This window comes from Streptomyces arenae, assembly GCF_022343545.1.
In the GTDB taxonomy this organism is placed as follows: Bacteria; Actinomycetota; Actinomycetes; order Streptomycetales; family Streptomycetaceae; genus Streptomyces; species Streptomyces humi.
In genome coordinates this window covers 65,227-87,007 of record NZ_JAKQYH010000078.1, presented here as the reverse complement: position 1 = coordinate 87,007, position 21,781 = coordinate 65,227, and the positions used below count along the sequence as shown (strand labels likewise).

The 21,781-nt window shown below is 70.3% G+C and carries 21 protein-coding genes; 12 read left to right on the top strand and 9 right to left on the bottom strand.

Features of this window, described 5'->3' with window-relative positions; all coding sequences use genetic code 11:
* Window positions 1-53: 53 nt before the first annotated feature.
* Together MB828_RS38220 and MB828_RS38215 are read right to left on the bottom strand one after the other, a co-directional pair.
* The gene (locus MB828_RS38220; protein ID WP_133023291.1) at window positions 54-569 is read right to left on the bottom strand and encodes a DUF4232 domain-containing protein; all 516 of its coding nucleotides are present in this window, start codon (window positions 567-569) and stop codon (window positions 54-56) included.
* Window positions 570-642: 73 nt separating this feature from the next.
* Window positions 643-1,167 carry a hypothetical protein gene (locus tag MB828_RS38215; protein ID WP_301652167.1) on the bottom strand — a complete coding sequence of 175 codons (525 nt, stop codon included), beginning with the start codon at window positions 1,165-1,167 and terminating at the stop codon, window positions 643-645.
* Window positions 1,168-1,657: 490 nt separating this feature from the next.
* Here MB828_RS38215 and MB828_RS38205 point away from each other — a divergent pair, with 490 nt between their 5' ends.
* Complete coding sequence (locus MB828_RS38205; RefSeq protein WP_207920554.1) at window positions 1,658-1,927, top strand: DUF397 domain-containing protein; 270 nt, start codon at window positions 1,658-1,660, stop codon at window positions 1,925-1,927.
* A 91-nt stretch (window positions 1,928-2,018) separates the two neighbouring features.
* Here the strand turns inward: MB828_RS38205 and MB828_RS38200 are convergent, their stop codons facing one another.
* Entirely contained in the window at window positions 2,019-2,519 is a 501-nt protein-coding gene (locus MB828_RS38200; RefSeq protein ID WP_301652166.1) for an ATP-binding protein, read from the bottom strand.
* Between the two features lie 333 nt (window positions 2,520-2,852).
* On the opposite strand from MB828_RS38200, the gene MB828_RS38195 reads away from it, so the two are divergent.
* The 3 genes from MB828_RS38195 (at window position 2,853) to MB828_RS38185 (ending at window position 5,941) form a co-directional block, all read left to right on the top strand.
* Window positions 2,853-3,677, top strand: a complete 825-nt coding sequence (locus MB828_RS38195) for a helix-turn-helix domain-containing protein (RefSeq protein ID WP_046730915.1) — start codon at window positions 2,853-2,855, stop codon at window positions 3,675-3,677.
* A gap of 141 nt (window positions 3,678-3,818) precedes the next feature.
* Complete coding sequence (locus tag MB828_RS38190) at window positions 3,819-5,279, top strand: aldehyde dehydrogenase family protein (protein WP_133023289.1); 1,461 nt, start codon at window positions 3,819-3,821, stop codon at window positions 5,277-5,279.
* A gap of 122 nt (window positions 5,280-5,401) precedes the next feature.
* The gene (locus MB828_RS38185) at window positions 5,402-5,941 is read left to right on the top strand and encodes a DinB family protein (protein ID WP_301652165.1); all 540 of its coding nucleotides are present in this window, start codon (window positions 5,402-5,404) and stop codon (window positions 5,939-5,941) included.
* Between the two features lie 4 nt (window positions 5,942-5,945).
* Here MB828_RS38185 and MB828_RS38180 read toward each other — a convergent pair whose 3' ends face one another.
* Window positions 5,946-7,355 carry a glutamate decarboxylase gene (locus tag MB828_RS38180; RefSeq protein WP_301652164.1) on the bottom strand — a complete coding sequence of 470 codons (1,410 nt, stop codon included), beginning with the start codon at window positions 7,353-7,355 and terminating at the stop codon, window positions 5,946-5,948.
* A 45-nt stretch (window positions 7,356-7,400) separates the two neighbouring features.
* Window positions 7,401-8,687 carry an ion channel protein gene (locus tag MB828_RS38175; protein ID WP_301652163.1) on the bottom strand — a complete coding sequence of 429 codons (1,287 nt, stop codon included), beginning with the start codon at window positions 8,685-8,687 and terminating at the stop codon, window positions 7,401-7,403.
* Window positions 8,688-8,791: 104 nt separating this feature from the next.
* On the opposite strand from MB828_RS38175, the gene MB828_RS38170 reads away from it, so the two are divergent.
* A complete protein-coding gene (locus MB828_RS38170; RefSeq protein WP_301652162.1) occupies window positions 8,792-9,553 on the top strand; it encodes a MerR family transcriptional regulator in 762 nt (253 codons plus the stop codon).
* Window position 9,554: 1 nt separating this feature from the next.
* Here MB828_RS38170 and MB828_RS38165 read toward each other — a convergent pair whose 3' ends face one another.
* Complete coding sequence (locus tag MB828_RS38165) at window positions 9,555-9,923, bottom strand: YbjQ family protein (RefSeq protein ID WP_046730929.1); 369 nt, start codon at window positions 9,921-9,923, stop codon at window positions 9,555-9,557.
* 157 nt (window positions 9,924-10,080) lie between these two features.
* On the opposite strand from MB828_RS38165, the gene MB828_RS38160 reads away from it, so the two are divergent.
* Window positions 10,081-10,956: a DedA family protein gene (locus tag MB828_RS38160; RefSeq protein WP_301652180.1), complete on the top strand. Its 876-nt coding sequence runs from the start codon at window positions 10,081-10,083 to the stop codon at window positions 10,954-10,956.
* A gap of 96 nt (window positions 10,957-11,052) precedes the next feature.
* Here the strand turns inward: MB828_RS38160 and MB828_RS38155 are convergent, their stop codons facing one another.
* Both MB828_RS38155 and MB828_RS38150 read right to left on the bottom strand, forming a co-directional pair.
* Window positions 11,053-12,708: a threonine/serine ThrE exporter family protein gene (locus tag MB828_RS38155; RefSeq protein ID WP_301652161.1), complete on the bottom strand. Its 1,656-nt coding sequence runs from the start codon at window positions 12,706-12,708 to the stop codon at window positions 11,053-11,055.
* Between the two features lie 122 nt (window positions 12,709-12,830).
* Complete coding sequence (locus MB828_RS38150; protein WP_059193998.1) at window positions 12,831-13,322, bottom strand: inorganic diphosphatase; 492 nt, start codon at window positions 13,320-13,322, stop codon at window positions 12,831-12,833.
* Between the two features lie 79 nt (window positions 13,323-13,401).
* Between MB828_RS38150 and dacB the strand changes: the two genes are divergently transcribed.
* The 6 genes from dacB to folE all read left to right on the top strand — a co-directional run bounded on the left by dacB (window position 13,402) and on the right by folE (window position 21,265).
* Complete coding sequence (dacB, locus tag MB828_RS38145; protein ID WP_301652160.1) at window positions 13,402-15,108, top strand: D-alanyl-D-alanine carboxypeptidase/D-alanyl-D-alanine endopeptidase; 1,707 nt, start codon at window positions 13,402-13,404, stop codon at window positions 15,106-15,108.
* A gap of 94 nt (window positions 15,109-15,202) precedes the next feature.
* Window positions 15,203-16,336 carry a zinc-dependent metalloprotease gene (locus MB828_RS38140; protein ID WP_133023283.1) on the top strand — a complete coding sequence of 378 codons (1,134 nt, stop codon included), beginning with the start codon at window positions 15,203-15,205 and terminating at the stop codon, window positions 16,334-16,336.
* 191 nt (window positions 16,337-16,527) lie between these two features.
* A complete protein-coding gene (tilS, locus tag MB828_RS38135) occupies window positions 16,528-17,652 on the top strand; it encodes a tRNA lysidine(34) synthetase TilS (RefSeq protein WP_301652159.1) in 1,125 nt (374 codons plus the stop codon).
* A 65-nt stretch (window positions 17,653-17,717) separates the two neighbouring features.
* A complete protein-coding gene (gene hpt / locus MB828_RS38130; RefSeq protein WP_093500061.1) occupies window positions 17,718-18,278 on the top strand; it encodes a hypoxanthine phosphoribosyltransferase in 561 nt (186 codons plus the stop codon).
* A 208-nt stretch (window positions 18,279-18,486) separates the two neighbouring features.
* Entirely contained in the window at window positions 18,487-20,526 is a 2,040-nt protein-coding gene (gene ftsH / locus MB828_RS38125) for an ATP-dependent zinc metalloprotease FtsH (RefSeq protein ID WP_301652158.1), read from the top strand.
* 133 nt (window positions 20,527-20,659) lie between these two features.
* Window positions 20,660-21,265, top strand: coding sequence for a GTP cyclohydrolase I FolE (gene folE / locus MB828_RS38120; RefSeq protein WP_301652157.1), 606 nt, complete (start codon window positions 20,660-20,662; stop codon window positions 21,263-21,265).
* Window positions 21,266-21,288: 23 nt separating this feature from the next.
* On the opposite strand, the gene MB828_RS38115 is transcribed toward folE, so the two are convergent.
* Window positions 21,289-21,777, bottom strand: a complete 489-nt coding sequence (locus MB828_RS38115) for a DUF3180 domain-containing protein (RefSeq protein WP_301652156.1) — start codon at window positions 21,775-21,777, stop codon at window positions 21,289-21,291.
* Window positions 21,778-21,781: the final 4 nt, after the last annotated feature.

The window sequence follows — 21,781 nt, the reverse complement described above, 5'->3', positions numbered from 1 at the left end:
TCATGAGGCGCACAGCTCCGGCCGTCATGAGGCGCCCGGCGGCCTGCGGTCAGTCAGTCCCCCGCCTGCTGGAACGTGCTCACCGTCGCGTCCACCTTCTCCGCGGAGCCCTTGCCGGCGACCGGGCCGTACTTCCACGGGAAGCTCTGCGTCGCGTCGCTGCCCGGCAGGGACACCGTCATGGAGGTGGCCGCGAGGCTCGCCTTGTCGCCGTCCTTGCCGCGCACGTAGCTGACCGAGAACGTCGCGGAGTCGCCCTTGGCGAGCTTGAGCTTGCCGGTCTTCGCGCCGGACTGCGCGGCGACGGTCACGGAGGTGCCGCCCGCCTTCAGCGTGACCCCGGGGAAACCGTCCAGGGTGCACGGCGCGCTCTGGTTGGTGATGCTCACCGGCACCTCGCCGGTGTCCCCCGTGGCCGGTGCCACGCTCGCGGAGCCGACCTGGACGGAGACCGTGCCGATCTCGCAGGCCGAGCCGTTCTTGCTGTTGGTGCCCGAGCCGTCGTTGCCGCAGGCGGTCAGGGCGAGGGCGGCGGCTAGGGCGGTGACGGTGAGCGGAATGGCGCGCATGAGCAGATCCCCATCGAGGTCGTGACGTGTCCCTGCATCATCACGCCCACGGCCCGGTCCCGCTCACCCGGCCCTACTGTCCGAGGCTCGCCGTGGGCAGCCCGGACGGCAGCTTGCCGCCCTCGGCCCTGGTGTAGGTCTCCTCGCCGGATTTACCTGACCAGGTGACTTTCATGCTGTCCTTGCTGACCGTGTCGACCATTCCGGTGACCCGGTTCTTGCTGCCGTCCGTGCAGGCGAGGTGGATCATCCGCATCCCGGCCTCCTCGCCCGCGGTCCCGGAGCACACCGCTCCGCCGGTCTCGAAGAGCCCGGCCTGCTTCCCGGTGACCACCAGGGCGACGATCTTGCCGCCGCTCGTGGTGATCCAGCTGCCCTGCAACGCGTCCGACGAGGCGGTGGCGCTGCCCGAACCGGCGGAGGCGGTCGCGGCCGCGGACGACGTCCCGGAGGGGGTGGCGGAGGAGCCGCCGCCGGAGTCACCGCCGCTGCACGCGGTCAGCGTGAGCGCGCCCGCCAGCCCGGCGGCGGCCACCGCGAGCCGTACGGCCGACCGCCCGGCCACCGTCTCCGTACGCGTCGTAGCCGTACGCGTCATGGGCGTACTCGCCGTAGCCGTAGCCGTAGTCACCGCAACGCTCCCGGGTTCTAGGGGGTCGGCCGCCCGGCTGCCCGGGCGACAGCGGCAAGCTACCAGCACGCACCCGGGGGACCTGTGTATGCCGGGTAGGGATCCGCTGTGGCCGGTCCTGTGCGTCTCGCTCACCGGACCATCACACGGACACTGGAACACCCCGGCCGCGGTACGCGTCTGTTCCTAGTACACGATGGTTTCGATCTGGACGATCCCGCGGCAGACGGCGCGCGTGATCTTGGACGGGGGCCGGTGGCCGCATGTCCTCGCAGCTCTGGGGCAGACGCAGGAACGGGCTGGGTAAAGCGGACGTCAAAGCTGTAACCGCAGGAACACCCCGCGTGCACGTGCATCTGCTCATGCATCTGCACATGAACAGGGTTATGATCCGGGTCAGTTGACCACAGCATCAATGGTCACATCAGCCAGTTAGTGCACCACCGGGGAGCGACCTGTGGACCTCGACGTTGACGGCGTGTACGAGGGGTTTGACGTGTACAACGGCATGGCTGCGACGCAGCTGGACGGAGTCGCCTGGCAGAAGAGCAGGCACAGCAACTCGCAGGGTTCCTGCGTCGAGTTCGCCCGGCTGCCGGGCGGTGACGTCGCGGTCCGCAACTCGCGCTTCCCGGACGGCCCGGCCCTCGTCTACACGCGCGCGGAGATAGAGGCGATGCTCCTGGGCGTCAAGGACGGCGAGTTCGACCACCTGATCACGAGCTGACGGCGGTCCCGGCCGGGGGCAACCCGGTGCATTCGCGGCACAACGCTCGGTAACGCGCGTAGAAACCCGGCGTCAGAAGGCGCCGGGTCCGCTACTCGGGCGACTGGAGCCGGAACAGCGCCCAGACGACCTTGCCGCTCAGGGTGCCGGCCAGCGGGTGCCAGCCCCAGCTGTCGCTGAACGAGTCGACCAGGAACAGCCCGCGGCCCGACTCCGCCGAGAAGTCGTCGGAGTCACGGGGGGTCGGGGTCGCGTGGCTGGGGTCGCGCACCGCGCAGACCAGCCGCTCGGTCCACCGCAGCAGATGCAGTCGCACGGCCGGTGCCTGCGGCGCGTCCGCGCACTCGCTCTCGCCGGGCACCGCGTGCCGCAGCGCGTTGGTGACCAGCTCCGACACGACGAGACAGACGTCGTCGAAGCGGTCGCCGACATCCCACTGGCCGAGCGTTCTGCGGGTGAACAGGCGGGCCTCGCGCACGGCTTCGTAACGGGCGGGCAGAGCGCAGGAGGCGGCGTTGGACACAGCCGCGGGATCAAGCGGCGGAAGGCCCTGCCGTAACGGCTTGAGCATGGTCGATCCATTCGTCCCCATGCGAGGCACTCCCGGGAATTCGCGGTCGTTGCGATGCAGCGGTGGCGCGGGACCATGGTTTCGGATGCGTACAGCAGATGCAAGGGCAGATGCACGTGCACGAGACCGAATTGGACCCTCCCGTACCGCTTGTTGGCCATTTTTTCCGCCAACTTCGTGCCGATGGCTCACTACCTGCTTGCCAGTTCCTGTGCTTAAACTTTGGCCGCTTTCCGTTTCCGTAACCGGACGAGTACTGCTCGAAGTGTTTTAGTGGCAGACTGCGGGCCCTGAAGACGGTTGGGGAGGCTGGCGAACGTGAGCGCGGGAGAGCCCGGATCGGTGGTGCGGCGAATGCTGCTCGGCTCGCAACTCAGGCGGCTGCGCGAGGCGCGGGGGATCACCCGCGAAGCCGCGGGGTACTCGATCCGTGCCTCCGAGTCGAAGATCAGCCGTATGGAGCTGGGCCGGGTGAGCTTCAAGACCAGGGACGTGGAAGACCTGCTGACGCTGTACGGCATCACCGACGAGGCCGAGCGCGAGCAGCTCGTCTCCCTCGCCCGGGAGGCCAACGTGGCGGGCTGGTGGCACAGTTACTCCGACGTCCTGCCGACCTGGTTCCCCACCTATGTCGGCCTGGAGGGCGCGGCGCACCTGATCCGCGCGTACGAGGTGCAGTTCGTCCACGGTCTGCTGCAGACGGAGGACTACGCGCGCGCGGTGGTGCGCCGCGGTATGAAGGGGGCCGGCGAGGCGGACGTCGAACGCCGGGTCACCCTGCGCCTGGAGCGGCAGAAGTACCTGGTGGCCGAGAACGCCCCCGACTTCCACATCGTCCTCGACGAGGCCGCCCTGCGCCGGCCCTACGGCGGCCGCGAGGTGATGCGCGGACAGCTCCAGCACCTCGTGGAGATCTCCGAACGCCCCAACGTACGGCTCCAGATCATGCCGTTCAGCTACGGCGGCCACTCCGGGGAGGGCGGCTCCTTCACGATCCTGAGCTTCCCGGAGTCGGACCTGTCGGACGTCGTCTACCTGGAGCAGCTCACCAGCGCCCTCTACCTCGACAAGCGCGAGGACGTCGCCCAGTACGAGCAGGCACTGAAGGAGCTCCAGCAGGACAGCCCGGGACCGGACGAGAGCCGGGACCTGCTGCGCGGCCTCCTCCAGCTCTCCTAGGGCTTCCCGCTCTCCCGGAGCCTTCCCGCAGCTCTCCCCAGAAGTTCGCTCTCCGTCCCCAACTGCCCTGTGACGCACGTAGGATGACGCGTGATCAGACCGTGATGTCGATCATGTGTCTGCTACTGATTTGGGGTGCACATGTCGTCGTACTTCACTGAACTGGCCCAGCAGTACATCGACGGTGAGTGGCGCCCGGGGACCGGTTCCTGGGACATCATCGACTTCAACCCCTACGACGGGGAGAAGCTCGCGTCGATCACGATAGCCGCGGTCGAGGAGATAGATCAGGCCTACCAGGCCGCCCAGCGGGCCCAGAAGCAGTGGGCCGCCACCAACCCCTACGCCCGCCGTGCCGTCTTCGAGAAGGCCCTGCGCCTCGTCGAGGAGCGCGAGGGCGAGATCACCGAGGCGATCATCGCCGAACTCGGCGGCACGCACCTCAAGGCCGGCTTTGAACTCCACCTCGTCAAGGAGTTCCTGCGCGAGTCCGTGCACCTGGCGCTGCGCCCCGAGGGCAAGATCCTGCCCTCCCCGGTGGACGGCAAGGAGAACCGCCTCTACCGCGAACCGGTCGGTGTCGTGGGCGTGATCAGCCCCTTCAACTTCCCCTTCCTGCTCTCGATCAAGTCGGTCGCCCCGGCCCTCGCGCTCGGCAACGCGGTGGTCCTCAAGCCGCACCAGAACACCCCGATCGTCGGCGGCACCCTGGTCGCGAAGATCTTCGAGGACGCCGGTCTGCCCGGTGGCCTGCTCAACGTCGTCGTCACCGACATCGCGGAGATCGGCGACGCCTTCATCGAGCACCCGGTCCCCAAGGTCATCTCCTTCACCGGCTCCGACAAGGTCGGCCGCCACGTGGCCACCGTGTGCGCCTCGCTCTTCAAGCGCTCGGTGCTCGAACTGGGCGGCAACAGCGCCATCGTGGTCCTGGACGACGCCGACCTCGACTACGCGGTGGACGCGGCGGTCTTCAGCCGGTACGTCCACCAGGGGCAGGTCTGCATGGCCGCCAACCGCGTGCTGGTGGACCGCTCGATCGCGGACGCGTTCACCGAGAAGTTCGTCGCCAAGGTGCGGACCCTCAGGACCGGTGACCCGAGCGACCCCCGGACGATCATCGGCCCGGTGATCAACTCCCAGCAGGCGGAGTCGATCTCGGCCACCGTCGAGCAGGCCCTCGCGGAGGGCGCCACCGCCCTCGTGCACGGCGCCACCACCGACAACCTGGTGGAGCCCTCGGTCCTCACCGGCGTGCCCGCCGACTCCGCGCTGCTCCGCCAGGAGGTCTTCGGCCCGGTCGCCTTCCTCGTCCCCTTCGACGGCGAGGAGGAGGCCGTACGCATCGTCAACGACACCCCCTACGGCCTCAGCGGTGCCGTGCACACCGGGGACGTCGAGCGCGGCGTGGCCTTCGCCAAGCGGATCGACACCGGGATGTTCCACGTCAACGACGGCACCGTGCACGACGAGCCGCTGGTCCCCTTCGGCGGCGAGAAGCACTCCGGCATCGGCCGCCTGAACGGCGAGACCACCCTGGAGGCCTTCACCACCCTGAAGTGGATCTCGGTGCAGCACGGCCGGAGCGGCTTCCCCTTCTAGCCCGCGCGTCCGCCCAGCCGGCGAATCCGCGTGCCCCGGGCCCTTTAGGACGCGTTCTGTCCTAGAGGGCCCGTAGCTTCGGTCGGGACAGGGAAACACGACCCGAGGAAAGGCGGCCGGCCATGGTCACCCACGTTCCCGCGGAAGCACAGGGCGACGAGCGCGGAGCACTGCTCTCCTTCATCGAGGAGCAGCGCGGCGGCGTCCGCCGGGCGCTGCTCGGCCTGACCGACGAGCAGGCGTCGAGCAAACCCAGCGCGAGCGAGCTGTCCCTGGCGGGCGTGCTCAAGCACTGCGCCGAGGTCGAGCAGAGCTGGATCGCCCGCGCCAGGCAGGAGCCCCCGGCGATCCAGCGCGACCAGTCCAACTGGCACGAGACCTTCCAGCTGGTCGGCGACGAGACGGTGGCCTCCCAGCTCGCCCACTGGGAACAGGTCGCCGCCGAGACCGAGAAGTTCATCCGCTCGGTCCCCAGCCTCGACGACACCTTCCCGCTCCCGCCGCAGCCCTGGTTCCCGCCGGAGGGCCGGGTCTCCATGCGCTGGGTCTGCCTCCACCTGATCCGCGAGACCGCCCGCCACGCCGGCCACGCGGACATCATCCGCGAGTCCCTGGACGGGAAGACGGCCTTCGAACTGGTGGCCCTGGAACAGGGTTCGTGAACCCCTAGTGGTGGAAGCTGGTGGCCGCGTCCTTGTCCCGGGTCGAGGGATGCGGCTGGCGGCGCAGTTCCGGCAGCAGCCGGGTCAGGTCCTCGATGAACAGGTCCGCCAGGTCCTTCGAGAACCCGTTGCGGCACACCACCCGCAGCACCGACAGGTCCTCCCGGTTCGCCGGGAAGGTGTAGGCCGGCACCAGCCAGCCGCCCTCACGCATCCGCCGGGACACGTCGAAGACGTCGTACGCCGTCACGTGGTCGGCCGTGGTGAACGCGAACACGGGCAGCTCGTCGCCCCGGGTGAGGAGCCGGAAGTCGCCGAGCGCCTCGATGCGTTCGGCGAGCCCGGTCGCCACGTCCCGGGACGCCTGCTGCACCGCCCGGTAGCCGTCCCGGCCCAGGCGCAGGAACGTGTAGTACTGCGCGACCACCTGGGCGCCCGGGCGGGAGAAGTTGAGGGCGAAGGTCGGCATGTCGCCGCCCAGGTAGTTGACCCGGAAGACCAGTTCCTCGGGCAGTGACTCCTTGTCCCGCCACAGCGCCCAGCCGACGCCCGGGTAGACCAGGCCGAACTTGTGCCCCGAGGTGTTGATCGACGCCACCCGGGGGAGCCGGAAGTCCCACACCAGGTCCTCGTCTAGGAAGGGCGCGATCATCGCCCCGGAGGCGCCGTCCACGTGCACCGGGACGTCGTACCCGGTGCGCTCCTGGAGGGCGTCCAGGGCGGCGCAGAGGTCGGCGACCGGCTCGTACGACCCGTCGAAGGTGGAGCCGAGGACGGCCACGACCCCGATGGTGTTCTCGTCGCAGAGGTCGGCGGCGGCCTGCGGGTCCAGGTGGTAGCGGTCGCCGTCCATGGGCACGAACCGGGCCTCCACCTCCCAGAAGTTGCAGAACTTCTCCCAGCAGACCTGGACGTTGATGCCCATGATCAGGTTCGGCCGGGCGCCGCCCGGGTAGCGGTCGGCGTTGCGCTGCGTCCAGCGGCGCTTGAGCGCCATCCCGGCCAGCATGCAGGCCTCGCTGGAACCGGTCGTGGAACAGCCGACGGCGGCCGACGGGTCCGGCGCGTTCCAGAGGTCGGCGAGCATCGCCACACAGCGCCGCTCCAGTTCGGCGGTGCGCGGGTACTCGTCTTTGTCGATCATGTTCTTGTCCCGGCACTCCTGCATCAGGACGCCGGCCTGGGGTTCCATCCAGGTGGTGACGAAAGTGGCCAGATTCAGCCGGGCGTTGCCGTCCAGCATCAGCTCGTCGTGGACCAGCTGGTACGCCGTGTTCGGCGGCAGCGGGGCGTCCGGCAGCCGGTGCGTGGGCGGGGCCTCGGTCATGCCGCCGACCGGATTCGCCTCCCCGAAGAACGGGTTGACGGACATCGGTCGCTCTTGGTGCTTCTCGGGGCCTTTGTGGAGCGGCATGAGTGGTGCCTCCTGGGAGAGTTCACATGGTTCGCTTCGAGGGGGTCAGCGCAGCGCGGTACCGTCCGTCCGCAACTGCATTCTCGGCCGCCCGGTCACCAGCAGCCACGCGGGCAGCGACGCGACGCACAGCAGGACGATCACGGTCGGCGAGGCCACCAGCACCGCGGCGGTGAACAGGCTCACCCAGCCCTGCCGGGTGATCGCCAACAACATGCCCAGCACACCCGCCGCCACGCCCACCGACGGCTGGACGGCGGGCACCAGGGCGTGGGCGCACAGCCCGAAGGCCGAGCCGATGAACACCGAAGGGAAGATCCGGCCACCGCGGAATCCGCAGGAGGCGGCCACCGTCAGCGCGGCCAGTTTGACGACCGTCATCACGGCGAACTGTCCCGCCGACCAGCCCTCCGGGTCCTTCGCCAGCGCCGCGACCTGGTCCAGCCCCTTGAAGAGCGTCAGAGGGCCGCCCAGCGCCCCCAGCAGGCCCAGCACGAGCCCGCCGACCGGAAGCGCCACCATGGGGTGCCCGAGGCGCCTGAAGACGCCGTGGACGTACGGGAAGGCGCGGACGGCGCACATGCCGAGCAGCGCGGCCGCGGGCGCGATCACCAGGGCGGCCAGAAGATCGGGCCAGCGCGTCCTGTCGAGCGCGGGCAGCCCGAGGTCCAGGGTCGGACGGGCCAGCAGGTCGGTCGTCATCGCGCCCGCCGCCGCGGCCGTCAGCGGCCCGAAGAGGTTGTCCCACAGGGCGCCTCTCAGCGGCTTCCCGGCCAGTGCCTCGGAGATCACCAGGGCCGCCGCCACCGGCGTCCCGAACAGCGCGCCGAGTGTCGCCGCGTCGGCCAGCGCGGGCCACAGCGAACCCGGCAGCCGGGGCATCGCCAGCCGCCCCAGCCACAGCGCGAGCCCGACGTTGACGGCGATGAGGGGGTTCTCCGGACCGAGGCTCGGCCCGCCCGCCAGCATCAGGGCGGTCGCCAGCACCAGCCCCGGCAGCACGGCCGGCGGCAGCGCCACCGCCTCCAGGCCCATGGTGGCCGGATCGGGTCCCGCGTGCCCGGGCACCTTCCACACCACCAGCCCCACCACGATCCCGGTGGCGGTCAGCATCACCAGCATCCACAGCACCGAGTACCGCCCGACGCCCAGTGCGTCCGGCAGGGTGTTCCACAGCACGTGCTGGAGCCGTTCGGCCAGCGAGCTCACCAGCACGAACAGCAGGCTGCTGCCGACGCCGACGACCAGGGCGGGCAGGATCAGCGGCAGCAGGGCCCGCGCGGGGGCCGAGGGCGGGGTGGGGAGCGCCTGCCGCGCGGTGTCCTGGGCCACGGGCCCACCATAAGCGGGCAAAACCGGCACAACATCCGGAGCGTGACCGGGCTTGCACCTCACGTGGCGTGAGGACCCAGGGTGGAGCGCGGAAAGGAGCGGAAGTGAGCTACTCCGTAGGACAGGTCGCGGGCTTCGCCGGGGTCACCGTGCGCACCCTGCACCACTACGACGAGATCGGCCTGCTGGTCCCGGGCGAGCGCAGCGCCGCCGGGCACCGGCGCTACGGCGACGCCGACCTCGACCGGCTCCAGCGGATCCTGTTCTACCGGGAGCTCGGCTTCCCGCTCGACGAGGTCGCGGCCCTGCTGGACGACCCCGACGCGGACCCGCGCGCGCACCTGCGCCGGCAGCACGACCTGCTGACCGCCCGGATCGAACAGCTGCGGAAGATGGCCGAGGCCGTGGAAGACGCCATGGAGGCACGCAGGATGGGCATCGACCTCACCCCCGAGGAACGCTTCGAGGTCTTCGGCGACAAGGACCCGGAACAGTACGCGCAGGAGGCCGAGCGGCGCTGGGGCGGCACCGAGGCCTTCGCCGAGTCGCAGCGCCGCGCGGCCCGCTACACCAAGGCCGACTGGCAGCGCATGAAGGCCGAGGCCGACGACTGGGGCGCGCGTTACGCCGCCCTGGTGACCGCGGCCGAGCCGCCGGGCGGCGAACGGGCCATGGACATGGCCGAGGAACACCGCCGGCACATCCGCGTCTGGTTCTACGACTGCCCGTACGAGACGCACCGCTGTCTCGGCGGGATGTACGTCGCGGACGAGCGTTTCAAGGCGTTCTACGACGCGATGGCCCCGGGCCTCGCCGAACACCTGAAGGAGGCGATCGAGGCGAACGCGGCCCGGCACGCGGGGTGAGCTAGCCGTCCCTGTCGATGATCACGGCGGTCCCGTACGCGCACACCTCGGTCCCCACGTCCGCCGCCTCGGTCACGTCGAACCGGAAGGCCAGCACCGCGTTGGCGCCCCGCGCGCGTGCCTGCTCCACCAGCCGGTCCATGGCCTGGTTGCGGGTCTGCACCAGGGTCTTCGTCAGGCCCTTCAGCTCCCCGCCGATCATCGACTTCAGGCCCGCGCCGATCTGACTGCCCAGGTGCCGGGAGCGCACGGTCAGTCCGAAGACCTCGCCGACGACCTCGCGCACGCGGTACCCGGGGACGTCGTTCGTGGTGACGACCAGCACGTCCGGCTGGGGCCCCTGGCCGCCGCCGTATTCTTCGATACCCATGTCCACAGGTGTTCCCCAGGGCGGGCACAGTGCATCCAGGTTCCACCGGTGGAACCTGGGGTGGACACATTACGTTGATAGCTTTGTGCGCCCGGCACGAGGACCTCGACGTGCCTTCACCCCTCAGGAGCCCGGAACCGTGACGACCGGAACCGCGATGACGCTCGCACTCGGCCCGAGTTGGCTGGATCCGAACAACCTGCTCGACTCGTTCGGCATCTGGGGCCTGCTCCTGGTCGTCTTCGCCGAGTCCGGGCTGCTGATCGGCTTCTTCCTGCCGGGCGACTCCCTGCTGTTCACCTGCGGCCTGCTGATCACCTCGCACCAGCTGGACTTCCCGCTGTGGGGCGCCATCGCCCTGATCTGCCTCGCCGCGGTCCTCGGTGACCAGGCGGGTTACATGTTCGGCAAGAAGGTCGGCCCGTCGCTCTTCAACCGCCCGGACTCCCGCCTCTTCAAGCAGGAGAACGTCGCCAAGGCGCACGAGTTCTTCGAGAAGCACGGCCCGAAGTCCCTGATCCTGGCCCGCTTCGTGCCGGTGATCCGCACCTTCACGCCGATCATCGCCGGCGTCAGCGGCATGGCCTACCGCTCGTTCCTGACGTTCAACGTCATCGGCGGTGTCCTCTGGGGCGCCGGCGTCACCCTGCTCGGCTCCTGGCTCGGCAAGATCGACGTCGTCAAGAACAACATCGAGGCGATCCTGATCCTGATCGTCCTGATCTCGGTGGTCCCGATCGCCATCGAGTTCCTGCGGGCCCGCTCGAAGGCGAAGAAGGAGGCCGCGGCCGCCCCGCCGGAGCAGCAGTTCCAGCCCTTCCAGCAGTACCCGCCGGCCCCGGTGATGGACGACGCCACGACCCGGCTCCGCAGGATCGAGCCGACGTACGAACAGCAGCAGCAGCCGCAGCAGTACGCCCAGCCCCAGCCGCAGCAGTACGCCCAGCCCCAGCAGCAGTACTACGACCAGAACGGCTACTACGACCAGCAGCAGTACCCGTACAACGAGGAACAGCAGTACCGAGCCCCGTGAGCTGAAGCGCCCCGAAAGGGGCGCGGGGAACTGCGCGACCAGCCACAACGCAACCCGCACCCGCCGACGCACCTCACCGGCCCCCACGGACGGCGCTCAGAACCCCCTGGTCCGCTTGGCGGCCCGCCGCTTCCCGGCGGACCCCACCCGCAGCCCCAACCGCGAGATCTCCGACCCCAGGTTGACCCCGATCGCGATGGCCATGGCGAGCGAAGCCGCCTTGGCCAGCGACACCAGCCCCTTGTCGACCTGGTTCTGCGCCATCGACAGCAGCCCGAAATACGTCGCCGACCCCGGCAGCAGCGGCCCGATCGCCGCCGTCGTGTACGGCAGCGCGGACGCGAACCGGTACCGGGACAGCAACTGCCCGAACAACCCCACGAGACCCGCCGCGACGGCCGTGGAGGCGACCGGCGAGATCTCCCCGGCGTAGCGCATGGCGCCGTACACCGACCACGCCACGCCGCCGTTGAGGGTCACCGCCAGCACGGTGGACCGCTCCTGCTGGAGCAGTACCGCGAAGGTCAGCGACAGCACCATCGACGCGGCGATCTGCAGGTACGGCCGGTCGGAGCCGGTCAGCGCCGCGTCCGGGTTGAGCCGGCCGCCCAGCTTCACGCCGAAGTACAGGACCGTCAGCACCCCGATGACGATGCCGACGAAGAAGTACATGACCTCCAGGAGCCGCGCGGAGGCGGTGATGTAGAAGCCGGTCAGCCCGTCCTGGACGCCCGCGACCAGCGCCCGCCCGGGCAGCAGCGCGAACAGCCCACCGGTGACCACGGCGGACGCCGCGACGTCGATGTGGGCGAGCGCGAACGCGACCCCGATCGCGGCCGGCGGCATCGCGGCGATCATGAACTGGTAGAACTCCGGCAGCCCCCGCCCCGCGCACAGCCACGCCAGCCGGTCACCGAGCATCGCGCCGATCGCGGCGGCCACGAACACCAGGAGGTCACCGCCGACCAGCACGGAGGCGGCCCCGGCGAGCAGTCCGCTCGCACCGGTCAGCGCCCAGCCGGGATACGGGTGCCGGTTGCGGCGGATCTCCGCGAGCCGCCGGTAGGCCTCCTCCAGCGAGACACCGGTCTCCGGGTCGGTGAGGTCGTCCACGAGCCGGAAGACGGCCGCGAGGCGCGTGTAGTCGGTCCCGCGCCGCCGTACCGTCCGGGACGCGGTCACCGGGTCCTCGACGAGCGAGGGCTGGTAGGAGATCGCCAGCAGCGTGAAGGTGACGTTCGGCTCGCACCGGTCGAGGCCGTAGGAACGGCAGACCGCGAACATCGCGGCCTCCACGTCCTCCGCGCCCTCCCCGCCCGCCAGCAGCAGTTCCCCGATGCGCAGCGTCAGGTCGAGCACGCGCGGGACGGCGGGACCGCCTTCCTCGGCCTTCTGCACCGGCTCCGGCGCCGGCCGCTCCGTCACCGGCATGCGCAGCATCGTGCGCATCCGGTCCTGCCAGGGAGCGTCCTTGATCAGACTGGCGGCGGGAAACCCGGAGGCGGGCGTGAAGGCGGCCGGGGCGTCATGGGCGCTGTAGGTACGCGGCACGCTGAACGCCGAGCCCTCCGGCTCCGCACTCACCGGCTCCCGCGCCTGGAACCCGTCCGGCACCGCGAACTCGGACGTGGTCTCCGGCTCGGTCCCGGCCTCGGAGACCGCGACGCCCGCCGGAACGGCGAACTCCGACGTGATCTCCGGGTCGTACCTCGCCTCGTCCGACTTGGGTTTGCGGTCCTCCGCCTCCGTCACTGCTGTAACGCTCCCTGAACGACATCCTCACGTACGCCTCAGTATGCGCACTGCCCCACACCAGGCACGAAAAACGGGCCGCACACGCGTGTGCGGCCCGCCTTCCGAGGACGTCCGGGGGGTCAGTGACCGCCCTGGTCCTTGAAGCGCTTGTACGACCGCTCGATCTCGGCCTCGGCGTCGGTGCGGCCCACCCAGTCGGCGCCCTCGACGGACTTGCCGGGCTCCAGGTCCTTGTAGACCTCGAAGAAGTGCTGGATCTCCAGGCGGTCGAACTCCGACACGTGGTGGATGTCGCGCAGGTGCTCCACGCGCGGGTCCGTGGCCGGAACGCACAGCAGCTTGTCGTCGCCGCCGGCCTCGTCCGTCATCCGGAACATGCCGATCGCCCGGCACTTGATGAGGCAGCCCGGGAAGGTGGGCTCGTCCAGGATGACCAGCGCGTCCAGCGGGTCGCCGTCCTCGCCGAGGGTGTTCTCGACGAAGCCGTAGTCGGTCGGGTAGGCGGTCGAGGTGAAGAGACGACGGTCCAGGCGGATCCGACCGGTCTCGTGGTCCACCTCGTACTTGTTCCGCGAACCCTTCGGGATCTCGATCGTGACGTCGAACTCCACCGGTGGCTCCTCCATGATCAACACATAGTTCTGGTGGTTAAGTGTCCCTCACGCAGGTGTGTGATCGCGAAAGGGGCTGGTGGTCGTGCCAGAGCTGAGGCCTTGGCAGGCCGCGAAACCGCGGGTGCGGAAGATCGCGGGCGCCGTGCGACCGCGTCTGGCACGCCTGGCGACCGCCACGAAACCGCAGGTCACGCGGTTTCGGCAGGCAGTAGGACCGCGGCTTGCCCGCATCACGCGCGCGAGTGGACCCCGGCTTGCCACCCTGGTCCGCCTCCCCCGTGCTCCTCGTCCTCAGGGACCCCAGGGCCCTCGAGGGTCCCGGACCCTCAGGACCTGGCAGTACACCGCGGGCGCCACCACGGCCGGGCTCGCGCTGGCCGCCGGAGTGGCGACCGCGGCGGGCCCCTGGGACGCCGACGGCCAGCGTACGGCCGAGCGGGACCGGGCGGCCGCCCTGGAGCGGCCGGGTGGCGCAGATCACGGCACCGGCTCCCGCACGGCCGCCCAGGACCCGGCCGCCGCCCCGAGCGCCGGTCCCGTCCTCACCGGCCTGGGAAGCGCCACGGACACCGTGAAGTCGGCCCCGACCGCCAACGCCACCGGATCCACCGGGGACGACGCAGGCGCCTCCCCGGCGGCCCTCACGGACCTCCTGGGGCCCCTCCTGGACGCCCCGGAGCTCGGCCGCACCCGCACGGCCGTCGTCCTCGACGTGGCCACCGGCAAGCGGCTCTACGCCGAGGGCGCCGACACGGCCCTCACCCCCGCCTCCACCACCAAGATCGCCACCGCCGTCGCCGCTCTCTCCGCCCTCGGCCCCGACCACCGCCTCACCACCCGCGCCGTCCTCGAACCCGGCACCCGGCAGGTCGTCCTGATCGGCGGCGGCGACCCGACCCTCACCGCCCGCCAGGACTCCGGCGGCTGGGCCAGCCTGCGCACCCTCGCCACCGAGACGGCCAGATCACTGACCGAGCGCGGCATCCGGCAGATCACGCTCTCCTACGACACCTCGCTCTACACCGGCCCCGACCAGCACCCCATCGGCGTCAACGACAACCTCGCGCGCGTGAGCCCCCTCATGGCCGACGAGGGCCGCACCGACGGCTCCGTCAGCGGCCCGGCGGCCCGGGTGAGCGACCCGGCGGCCGACGCGGCACGGAAGTTCGCGGCCTTCCTGGCCGACGCCGGCATCAAGACCTCGGCCCCCGGCACCGCCAAGGCGAGCAGGCGGGCCGGCACCCTCGCCACCGTCTCCTCGCCCCCGCTGTCCTCCGTCGTCGAACGCATGCTCACCAACAGCGACAACGACATCGCCGAGGCGCTGGCCCGGCAGACCGCACTGGCGACCGGCAGGCCGGCCGGCTTCGACGGGGGAGCGGCCGCCATCGACGCCCGGCTGACCAAGCTGGGCCTGCCGATGACCGGAGCCTCCTTCCACGACGGCAGCGGCCTCGACCGCGACGACCGGCTGACCGCGGACCTCCTCACCGCCCTGCTCGCCAAGGCCGCCGACGCCGACCTGCCGGGCCTGCGCCCGGTCCTCACCGGCCTCCCCGTCGCCCACTTCACCGGCACCCTGGCCAGCCGTTACACGGACGGCGCGGCCGGCGTCGTCCGCGCGAAGACCGGCACCCTGACCGGCGTCAACACCCTGGCGGGCACCCTCGTCGACCGGGACGGCCGCCTGCTGGCCTTCGCGTTCCTGATGTCGGACACCACGAACCCGCAGGAGGCCCAGGAGGCACTGGACCGGACGGCCACGGCCCTGGCGGGGCTGTAGCCGCCGCCGGCCGCGCCGGGGACCGACAAGTCACGCCAGCCCCACCAACCTCCACGGCCTGCCCCAAGCGGTAGCGCTAACGTACGGTTGACGCATGACGAGCATCGGTGGCGCTGCTTCTTCTGGGATGGTCGACTGGAATCTCGCGGTCGCGACCGCGACCCGGCTCGTGCGGCCGGGACCCGAGGTGAGCCGCGACGAGGCCCGGGCCATCGTCGCGGAACTGCGACGACACGCGAAAGCCTCGGAGGAACACGTCCGGGGCTTCACTCGTATGGGGACCGACGACGTCCACGACACCCCCGTTCTGGTGGTCGACCGCCCCGGCTGGGTGAAGGCCAACGTCGCCGGGTTCCGCGAACTGCTCAAGCCGCTCCTCGAGAAGATGCAGGAGCGGCGCTCCGGCACCCCGGGCGGCGCGGTCCTCGGCGCCGTCGGCGGCAAGGTCACCGGCGTGGAACTCGGCATGCTGCTCTCGTTCCTGTCCTCCCGCGTCCTCGGCCAGTACGAGACCTTCGCCCCGGCCTCCGGGGACCTCCCGGCGGACGAGCACGGCGGCGGCCGGCTGCTGCTCGTCGCCCCGAACATCGTCCACGTGGAGCGCGAACTCGACGTGCAGCCCCACGACTTCCGCCTCTGGGTGTGCCTGCACGAGGAGACGCACCGCACCCAGTTCACGGCGGTGCCCTGGCTGCGCGCCCATCTGGAGGGCGAGATCCAGGCGTTCCTGTCGGAGACCGACGTCGACCCGATGACCGTCCTCGAACGCGTCCGCGACGCCGCCCAGTCGCTCGCCGGCGGCCGCCCCGAGACCGAGGAGGACGACGGCGGACGGTCGTTCGTCGAACTGGTGCAGACCCCGGCGCAGCGCGAGATCCTCGGCCGGCTCACCGCCGTCATGTCCCTCCTCGAGGGCCACGCCGACTTCGTCATGGACGGCGTCGGGCCGGCCGTCGTACCGACCGTCGCGGAGATCCGCGAGAAGTTCCAGCAGCGGCGCGCCAAGGGCGCCTCCCGGCTGGACATGACCCTGCGCAAACTGCTCGGCCTGGACGCGAAACTCCGCCAGTACCGGGACGGCGAGCGCTTCGTACGGGCCGTCGTCGACCAGGTCGGCATGGACGGCTTCAACCGCGTGTGGACCTCCCCGAACACCCTGCCGACCAAGGCGGAGATCGCCAAACCGGCGGACTGGGTCGCGCGGGTGCACCGCAGGGCCGAGTCGTGAACCGGTCGGGACGGGGTGAACCGGATCCGGCACGCGGCAGGCGAACGCCCCTTCAATCACCCGTCCGAGGGACCGTGAGCGATGGGTAGGCGTGCGATGCTCGGGGAACGGCCCGTTTCTGTCACCATCGACACACTCTGAGTGACCGATCCCGGGCTCACCCCCCGAAAACTTCATGAAGGGAACCGGACATGGGTCCCCATCCTGCGGTCGCGGCGATACGCCTGGCGGTCCGCCGCGTCCTCCACGACATCCTCACCGACCAGAGCCGTCTCAGCCGCACCACCGGCGAACGCACCGGAGGGCGCATCACCGCGCGCCTCGCACGCCCCGCCGGGGACATCCCGGAGCAGACCCCGAACGACCAGGCCCCGAACGGCCAGGCCCCGAACGAGCGGACCCCCTCCCCGCTCGTCCTCGTGGCGTGCTCCGGCGGCGCCGACTCCATGGCACTCGCCTCCGCCCTCGCCTTCGAAGCCCCCAAGCTCGGCGTCCGCGCGGGCGGCATCACCGTCGACCACGGCCTCCAGCCGGGCTCCGACCTGCGCGCCGAGGAAGTCGTCCTGCGACTGCGCGAACTCGGCCTCGACCCGGTGGAGTCCATCACGGTGACCGTCGGCCGCGACGGCGGCCCCGAGGCCGCCGCCCGCGACGCCCGCTACGCCGCCCTGGACGCCGCCCTCGAACGGCACGGCGGCACCGCGATCCTGCTCGGCCACACCAGGGACGACCAGGCCGAGACCGTCCTGCTCGGACTCGCCCGCGGCTCCGGCATCCGCTCCCTGTCCGGAATGGCCGCGGTCTCGGGGGCCGACGGCCGTTACCGGCGCCCCTTCCTCCAGCTGGACCGGCAGACCGCCCGCAAGGCCTGCCTGGTCCAGGCCCTGCCCGTCTGGGACGATCCTCACAACGCGGACCCGGCCTACACCCGCTCCCGGCTCCGCCACGAAGGACTTCCCGCCCTGGAGAAGGCGCTCGGCAAGGGTGTCGTCGAGGCCCTCGCCCGCACCGCCCAGCTCTCCCGCGACGACGCCGACGCCCTCGACACTTGGGCCAGCCAAGCGGAGGCCTCCGTACGCGACGCCACGGGCATGCTGGAGTGCGCCAAGCTCTACGCCCTGCCGCCCGCCGTGCGCCGCCGGATCCTGCGCCGTGCCGCCATCCAGGCGGGCGCACCGGCCGGTTCCCTGTTCGCCCGGCACATCGAGGAAGTCGACCGCCTGATCACCGGCTGGCGCGGCCAGGGAGCCATCAATCTCCCCGGCAAAGTCGTCGCCCAGCGGCAGGGTGGCAGACTGGTGATTCGGCAAGGCTGAATCCCGGCCTCCCGGAGGACCCCTCCGAGGGCTGGGTAGGCCGGTGGGACGACCGACCGAAAGTGATGCGGGTGGACGCGAAAGACATGGGTGCCGACCTCCAGCAGGTGCTCATCACCAAAGAAGAGATCGACGCGAAGCTGGCCGAGCTGGCCGCGAAGATCGACGCGGAGTACGCGGGCAAGGACCTGCTCATCGTCGGCGTCCTCAAGGGCGCGGTGATGGTCATGGCGGACCTCGCCCGGGCGCTGTCCACCCCCGTCACCATGGACTGGATGGCCGTGTCCTCCTACGGCGCGGGCACCCAGTCCTCCGGCGTGGTGCGGATCCTCAAGGACCTCGACACCGACATCAAGGGCAGGCACGTCCTGATCGTCGAGGACATCATCGACTCCGGGCTGACCCTGTCCTGGCTGATCAACAACCTCGGCTCCCGCGAGCCCGAGACCCTGAAGATCTGCACCCTGCTGCGCAAGCCCGACGCGGCCAAGGTGGCCATCGACGTCGAGTGGGTCGGCTTCGACATCCCCAACGAGTTCGTCGTGGGCTACGGCCTCGACTACGCCGAGAAGTACCGCAACCTCCCGTTCGTCGGTACGCTCGCGCCCCACGTCTACGGCGGCTGAACCCCGGCTGATACGCCGGAGGGTCCACTTACGTAAGACGATCGGGAACCCCAGCGGGTTTCGCGCCGTTGGAGCAAGCAGAGGCGGGTTTGCCAGCCGTCCGAGCAGCTTCGTGCGGCTTCGGGCGACAATGCTGGGGTACCGTCAGAAGAACTGTCTTATCAAACTCACTATGGCAGGAGGGACGGGGCGACACCGCTCCGTATGGATGGACGTGAAGCGATACTTCCGTGGGCCGGTCATGTGGATCGTGCTGGCCGTCCTTGCCGTGGTCGTGTTGATGCAGGTCGTCGGCTCGTCCGGCGGCTACAAGACGGTGGACACCGGCCAGGTCGTGGCGGCGATCAACGACAACAAGGTGGAATCGGCGAAGCTGACCACCGGTGACGAGCAGACCATCAAGGTCACGCTCAAGGACGGCCAGAAGGTCGACGGCAGCTCGAAGATCCAGGCGAGCTACATCGGCGACCAGGGCGTCACCATCGCCAATACGCTGCAGACCAAGTACCAGGACAAGCAGATCCCCGACGGTTACACCGTCTCGCCGACCAAGCAGAACGCCTTCGTCGGTGTCCTGCTCTCCCTGCTCCCCTTCGTCCTCATCGTGGTCGTCTTCCTGTTCCTGATGAACCAGATGCAGGGCGGCGGCTCCCGGGTCATGAACTTCGGCAAGTCCAAGGCGAAGCTCATCACCAAGGACACCCCGAAGACGACGTTCTCGGACGTCGCGGGCTGTGACGAGGCCGTCGAGGAACTCCACGAGATCAAGGAGTTCCTGCAGGAGCCGGCCAAGTTCCAGGCCGTCGGCGCCAAGATCCCCAAGGGTGTGCTCCTCTACGGCCGCCCCGGTACCGGCAAGACGCTCCTCGCGCGTGCCGTCGCCGGCGAGGCCGGGGTGCCCTTCTACTCGATCTCCGGTTCCGACTTCGTCGAGATGTTCGTCGGTGTCGGTGCCTCCCGGGTGCGTGACCTCTTCGAGCAGGCCAAGGCGAACGCCCCGGCGATCGTCTTCGTCGACGAGATCGACGCGGTCGGCCGCCACCGCGGCGCCGGCCTCGGCGGCGGTCACGACGAGCGCGAGCAGACCCTGAACCAGCTGCTCGTCGAGATGGACGGCTTCGACGTCAAGGGCGGCGTGATCCTCATCGCCGCGACGAACCGGCCCGACATCCTCGACCCGGCGCTGCTGCGCCCCGGCCGCTTCGACCGCCAGATCGCGGTCGACCCGCCGGACCTGCAGGGCCGTCTGGAGATCCTCAAGGTCCACCAGAAGGGCAAGCCGGTAGCGCCCGACGTCGACCTCGCGGCGGTCGCCCGCCGCACGCCGGGCTTCACCGGCGCCGACCTGTCGAACGTGCTGAACGAGGCGGCCCTGCTCACGGCCCGCAGCGACCGCAAGCTCATCGACAACCAGATGCTCGACGAGGCGATCGACCGTGTGGTCGCGGGCCCGCAGAAGCGGACCCGGATCATGTCGGACAAGGAGAAGAAGATCACCGCGTACCACGAGGGCGGACACGCCCTGGTCGCGGCGGCCTCCCCGAACTCCGACCCCGTCCACAAGATCACCATCCTGTCCCGCGGGCGCGCCCTCGGCTACACGATGGTCCTGCCGGACGAGGACAAGTACTCCACCACCCGCAACGAGATGCTCGACCAGCTCGCCTACATGCTGGGCGGCCGCGCGGCCGAGGAACTGGTCTTCCACGACCCGACCACGGGCGCCGCGAACGACATCGAGAAGGCCACGTCCACGGCGCGCGCCATGGTCACGCAGTACGGCATGACCGAGCGTCTCGGCGCGATCAAGTTCGGCGGCGACAACACCGAGCCCTTCCTCGGCCGTGAGATGTCCCACCAGCGCGACTACTCGGAAGAGGTCGCCGCCCTGGTGGACGAGGAAGTGAAGAAGCTCATCGAGAACGCGCACAACGAGGCCTGGGAGATCCTGGTCGAGAACCGCGACGTCCTCGACAACCTCGTTCTCCAGCTCCTGGAGAAGGAGACCCTGGGCAAGGAGGAGATCGCCGAGATCTTCTCCGCCATCGTCAAGCGCCCGGCCCGGCCCGCCTGGACCGGTTCCTCCCGCCGTACGCCGTCCACCCGCCCGCCGGTGCTCTCCCCCAAGGAGCTCGCACTGACCAACGGGGCGAACGGCTCCACGCCGGCGATCAGCACGGTGAAGTCCACGGCGGCCGAGTCCGCCCCGGCGACCGAGCCGGCCCCGGAGGACCGCCCCGAGAGCTGACCTCACCGGCCCCACCCGGCCCGGAATGGATGCCGCGCCCCCCAGGACCTAGCCTGGGGGGCGCGGCATTTCGGTAATGCCCGCACATGAGGCGCGTGATCCACACGTGTACAGGTTGAGGAACGAGGCACACATGACCGACCCCGTGACCCTGGACGGCGAGGGAACCATCGGCGAGTTCGACGAGAAACGCGCCGAGAACGCCGTACGCGAACTCCTCCTCGCAATCGGCGAAGACCCCGACCGAGAGGGCCTCCGGGAAACCCCGGCGCGGGTGGCACGGGCGTACAAGGAGATCTTCGCGGGGCTGTGGCAGAAGCCCGAGGACGTTCTGACCACCACGTTCGACATCGGCCACGACGAGATGGTGCTGGTCAAGGACATCGAGGTCTACAGCACATGTGAACATCATCTGGTCCCGTTCCGGGGCGTGGCCCACGTGGGGTACATCCCGTCGGAGAGCGGGAAGATCACGGGGCTGTCCAAGCTGGCCCGGCTGGTCGACGTCTACGCGCGCCGTCCGCAGGTGCAGGAACGACTCACCACGCAGATCGCCGACTCCCTCATGCAGATCCTGGAGCCGCGGGGCGTGATCGTGGTCATCGAGTGCGAGCACATGTGCATGTCGATGCGGGGGATCCGCAAGCCCGGCGCGAAGACCATAACGTCGGCGGTGCGCGGCCAGCTGCGGGACGCGGCCACGCGGAACGAGGCGATGAGCCTCATCATGGCCCGCTGATTCTTGCTGATCCCTGACAGGGGTCAGGCCACCGGCTCGGCCCCGGTGTGGTTGTCGTCGTCGTCCTCCGGGAGTTTGCAGACGCGTTCCAGGAAGATGGCTGCCGCTATGACGGCGATGCCGGCGACGACCGAGAAGGCCGCGTAGAGGGCCTGGTCGCGGCGGGCGGGGATGTCGAGGAGTTCCAGGAGGAACAGGCCCGCACCGCCGTACATGCCGGCGACCAGGGCCGCGACCAGGGCGCTGGCCTGGCCGAAGACCACCGCGCGGGCGGCCATCAGGGGGTCGACGCCCTTGGCGCCCGGGCGGCGCTCGCGCTGGGCCCGGAAGCGGGCGCGCAGCGAGAGCGCCGTGGAGAGCAGGACCACCGCGATCAGCGCCAGGACGATCGGGGCGGCCACCGGCACGCTGGGCAGGGTCCCCACCGAGTTCCACAGGCGGGCGGCCGCCCAGGACAGCACCGCCGCCACGACGAAGACGCCCGCCAGCACCCTGATCCGCAGCTCTTTCACTGTC

Coding starts and splice junctions, on each gene's coding strand:
- MB828_RS38220 (WP_133023291.1), bottom strand. CDS start 569: ATGCGCGCCATTCCGCTCACCGTCACCGCCCTAGCCGCCGCCCTCGCC.
- MB828_RS38215 (WP_301652167.1), bottom strand. CDS start 1,167: ATGACGCGTACGGCTACGACGCGTACGGAGACGGTGGCCGGGCGGTCG.
- MB828_RS38200 (WP_301652166.1), bottom strand. CDS start 2,519: ATGGGGACGAATGGATCGACCATGCTCAAGCCGTTACGGCAGGGCCTT.
- MB828_RS38195 (WP_046730915.1), top strand. CDS start 2,853: ATGCTGCTCGGCTCGCAACTCAGGCGGCTGCGCGAGGCGCGGGGGATC.
- MB828_RS38190 (WP_133023289.1), top strand. CDS start 3,819: ATGTCGTCGTACTTCACTGAACTGGCCCAGCAGTACATCGACGGTGAG.
- MB828_RS38185 (WP_301652165.1), top strand. CDS start 5,402: ATGGTCACCCACGTTCCCGCGGAAGCACAGGGCGACGAGCGCGGAGCA.
- MB828_RS38180 (WP_301652164.1), bottom strand. CDS start 7,355: ATGCCGCTCCACAAAGGCCCCGAGAAGCACCAAGAGCGACCGATGTCC.
- MB828_RS38165 (WP_046730929.1), bottom strand. CDS start 9,923: ATGGGTATCGAAGAATACGGCGGCGGCCAGGGGCCCCAGCCGGACGTG.
- MB828_RS38160 (WP_301652180.1), top strand. CDS start 10,081: ATGACGCTCGCACTCGGCCCGAGTTGGCTGGATCCGAACAACCTGCTC.
- MB828_RS38140 (WP_133023283.1), top strand. CDS start 15,203: ATGACGAGCATCGGTGGCGCTGCTTCTTCTGGGATGGTCGACTGGAAT.
- tilS (WP_301652159.1), top strand. CDS start 16,528: ATGGGTCCCCATCCTGCGGTCGCGGCGATACGCCTGGCGGTCCGCCGC.
- hpt (WP_093500061.1), top strand. CDS start 17,718: ATGCGGGTGGACGCGAAAGACATGGGTGCCGACCTCCAGCAGGTGCTC.
- ftsH (WP_301652158.1), top strand. CDS start 18,487: ATGGACGTGAAGCGATACTTCCGTGGGCCGGTCATGTGGATCGTGCTG.
- folE (WP_301652157.1), top strand. CDS start 20,660: ATGACCGACCCCGTGACCCTGGACGGCGAGGGAACCATCGGCGAGTTC.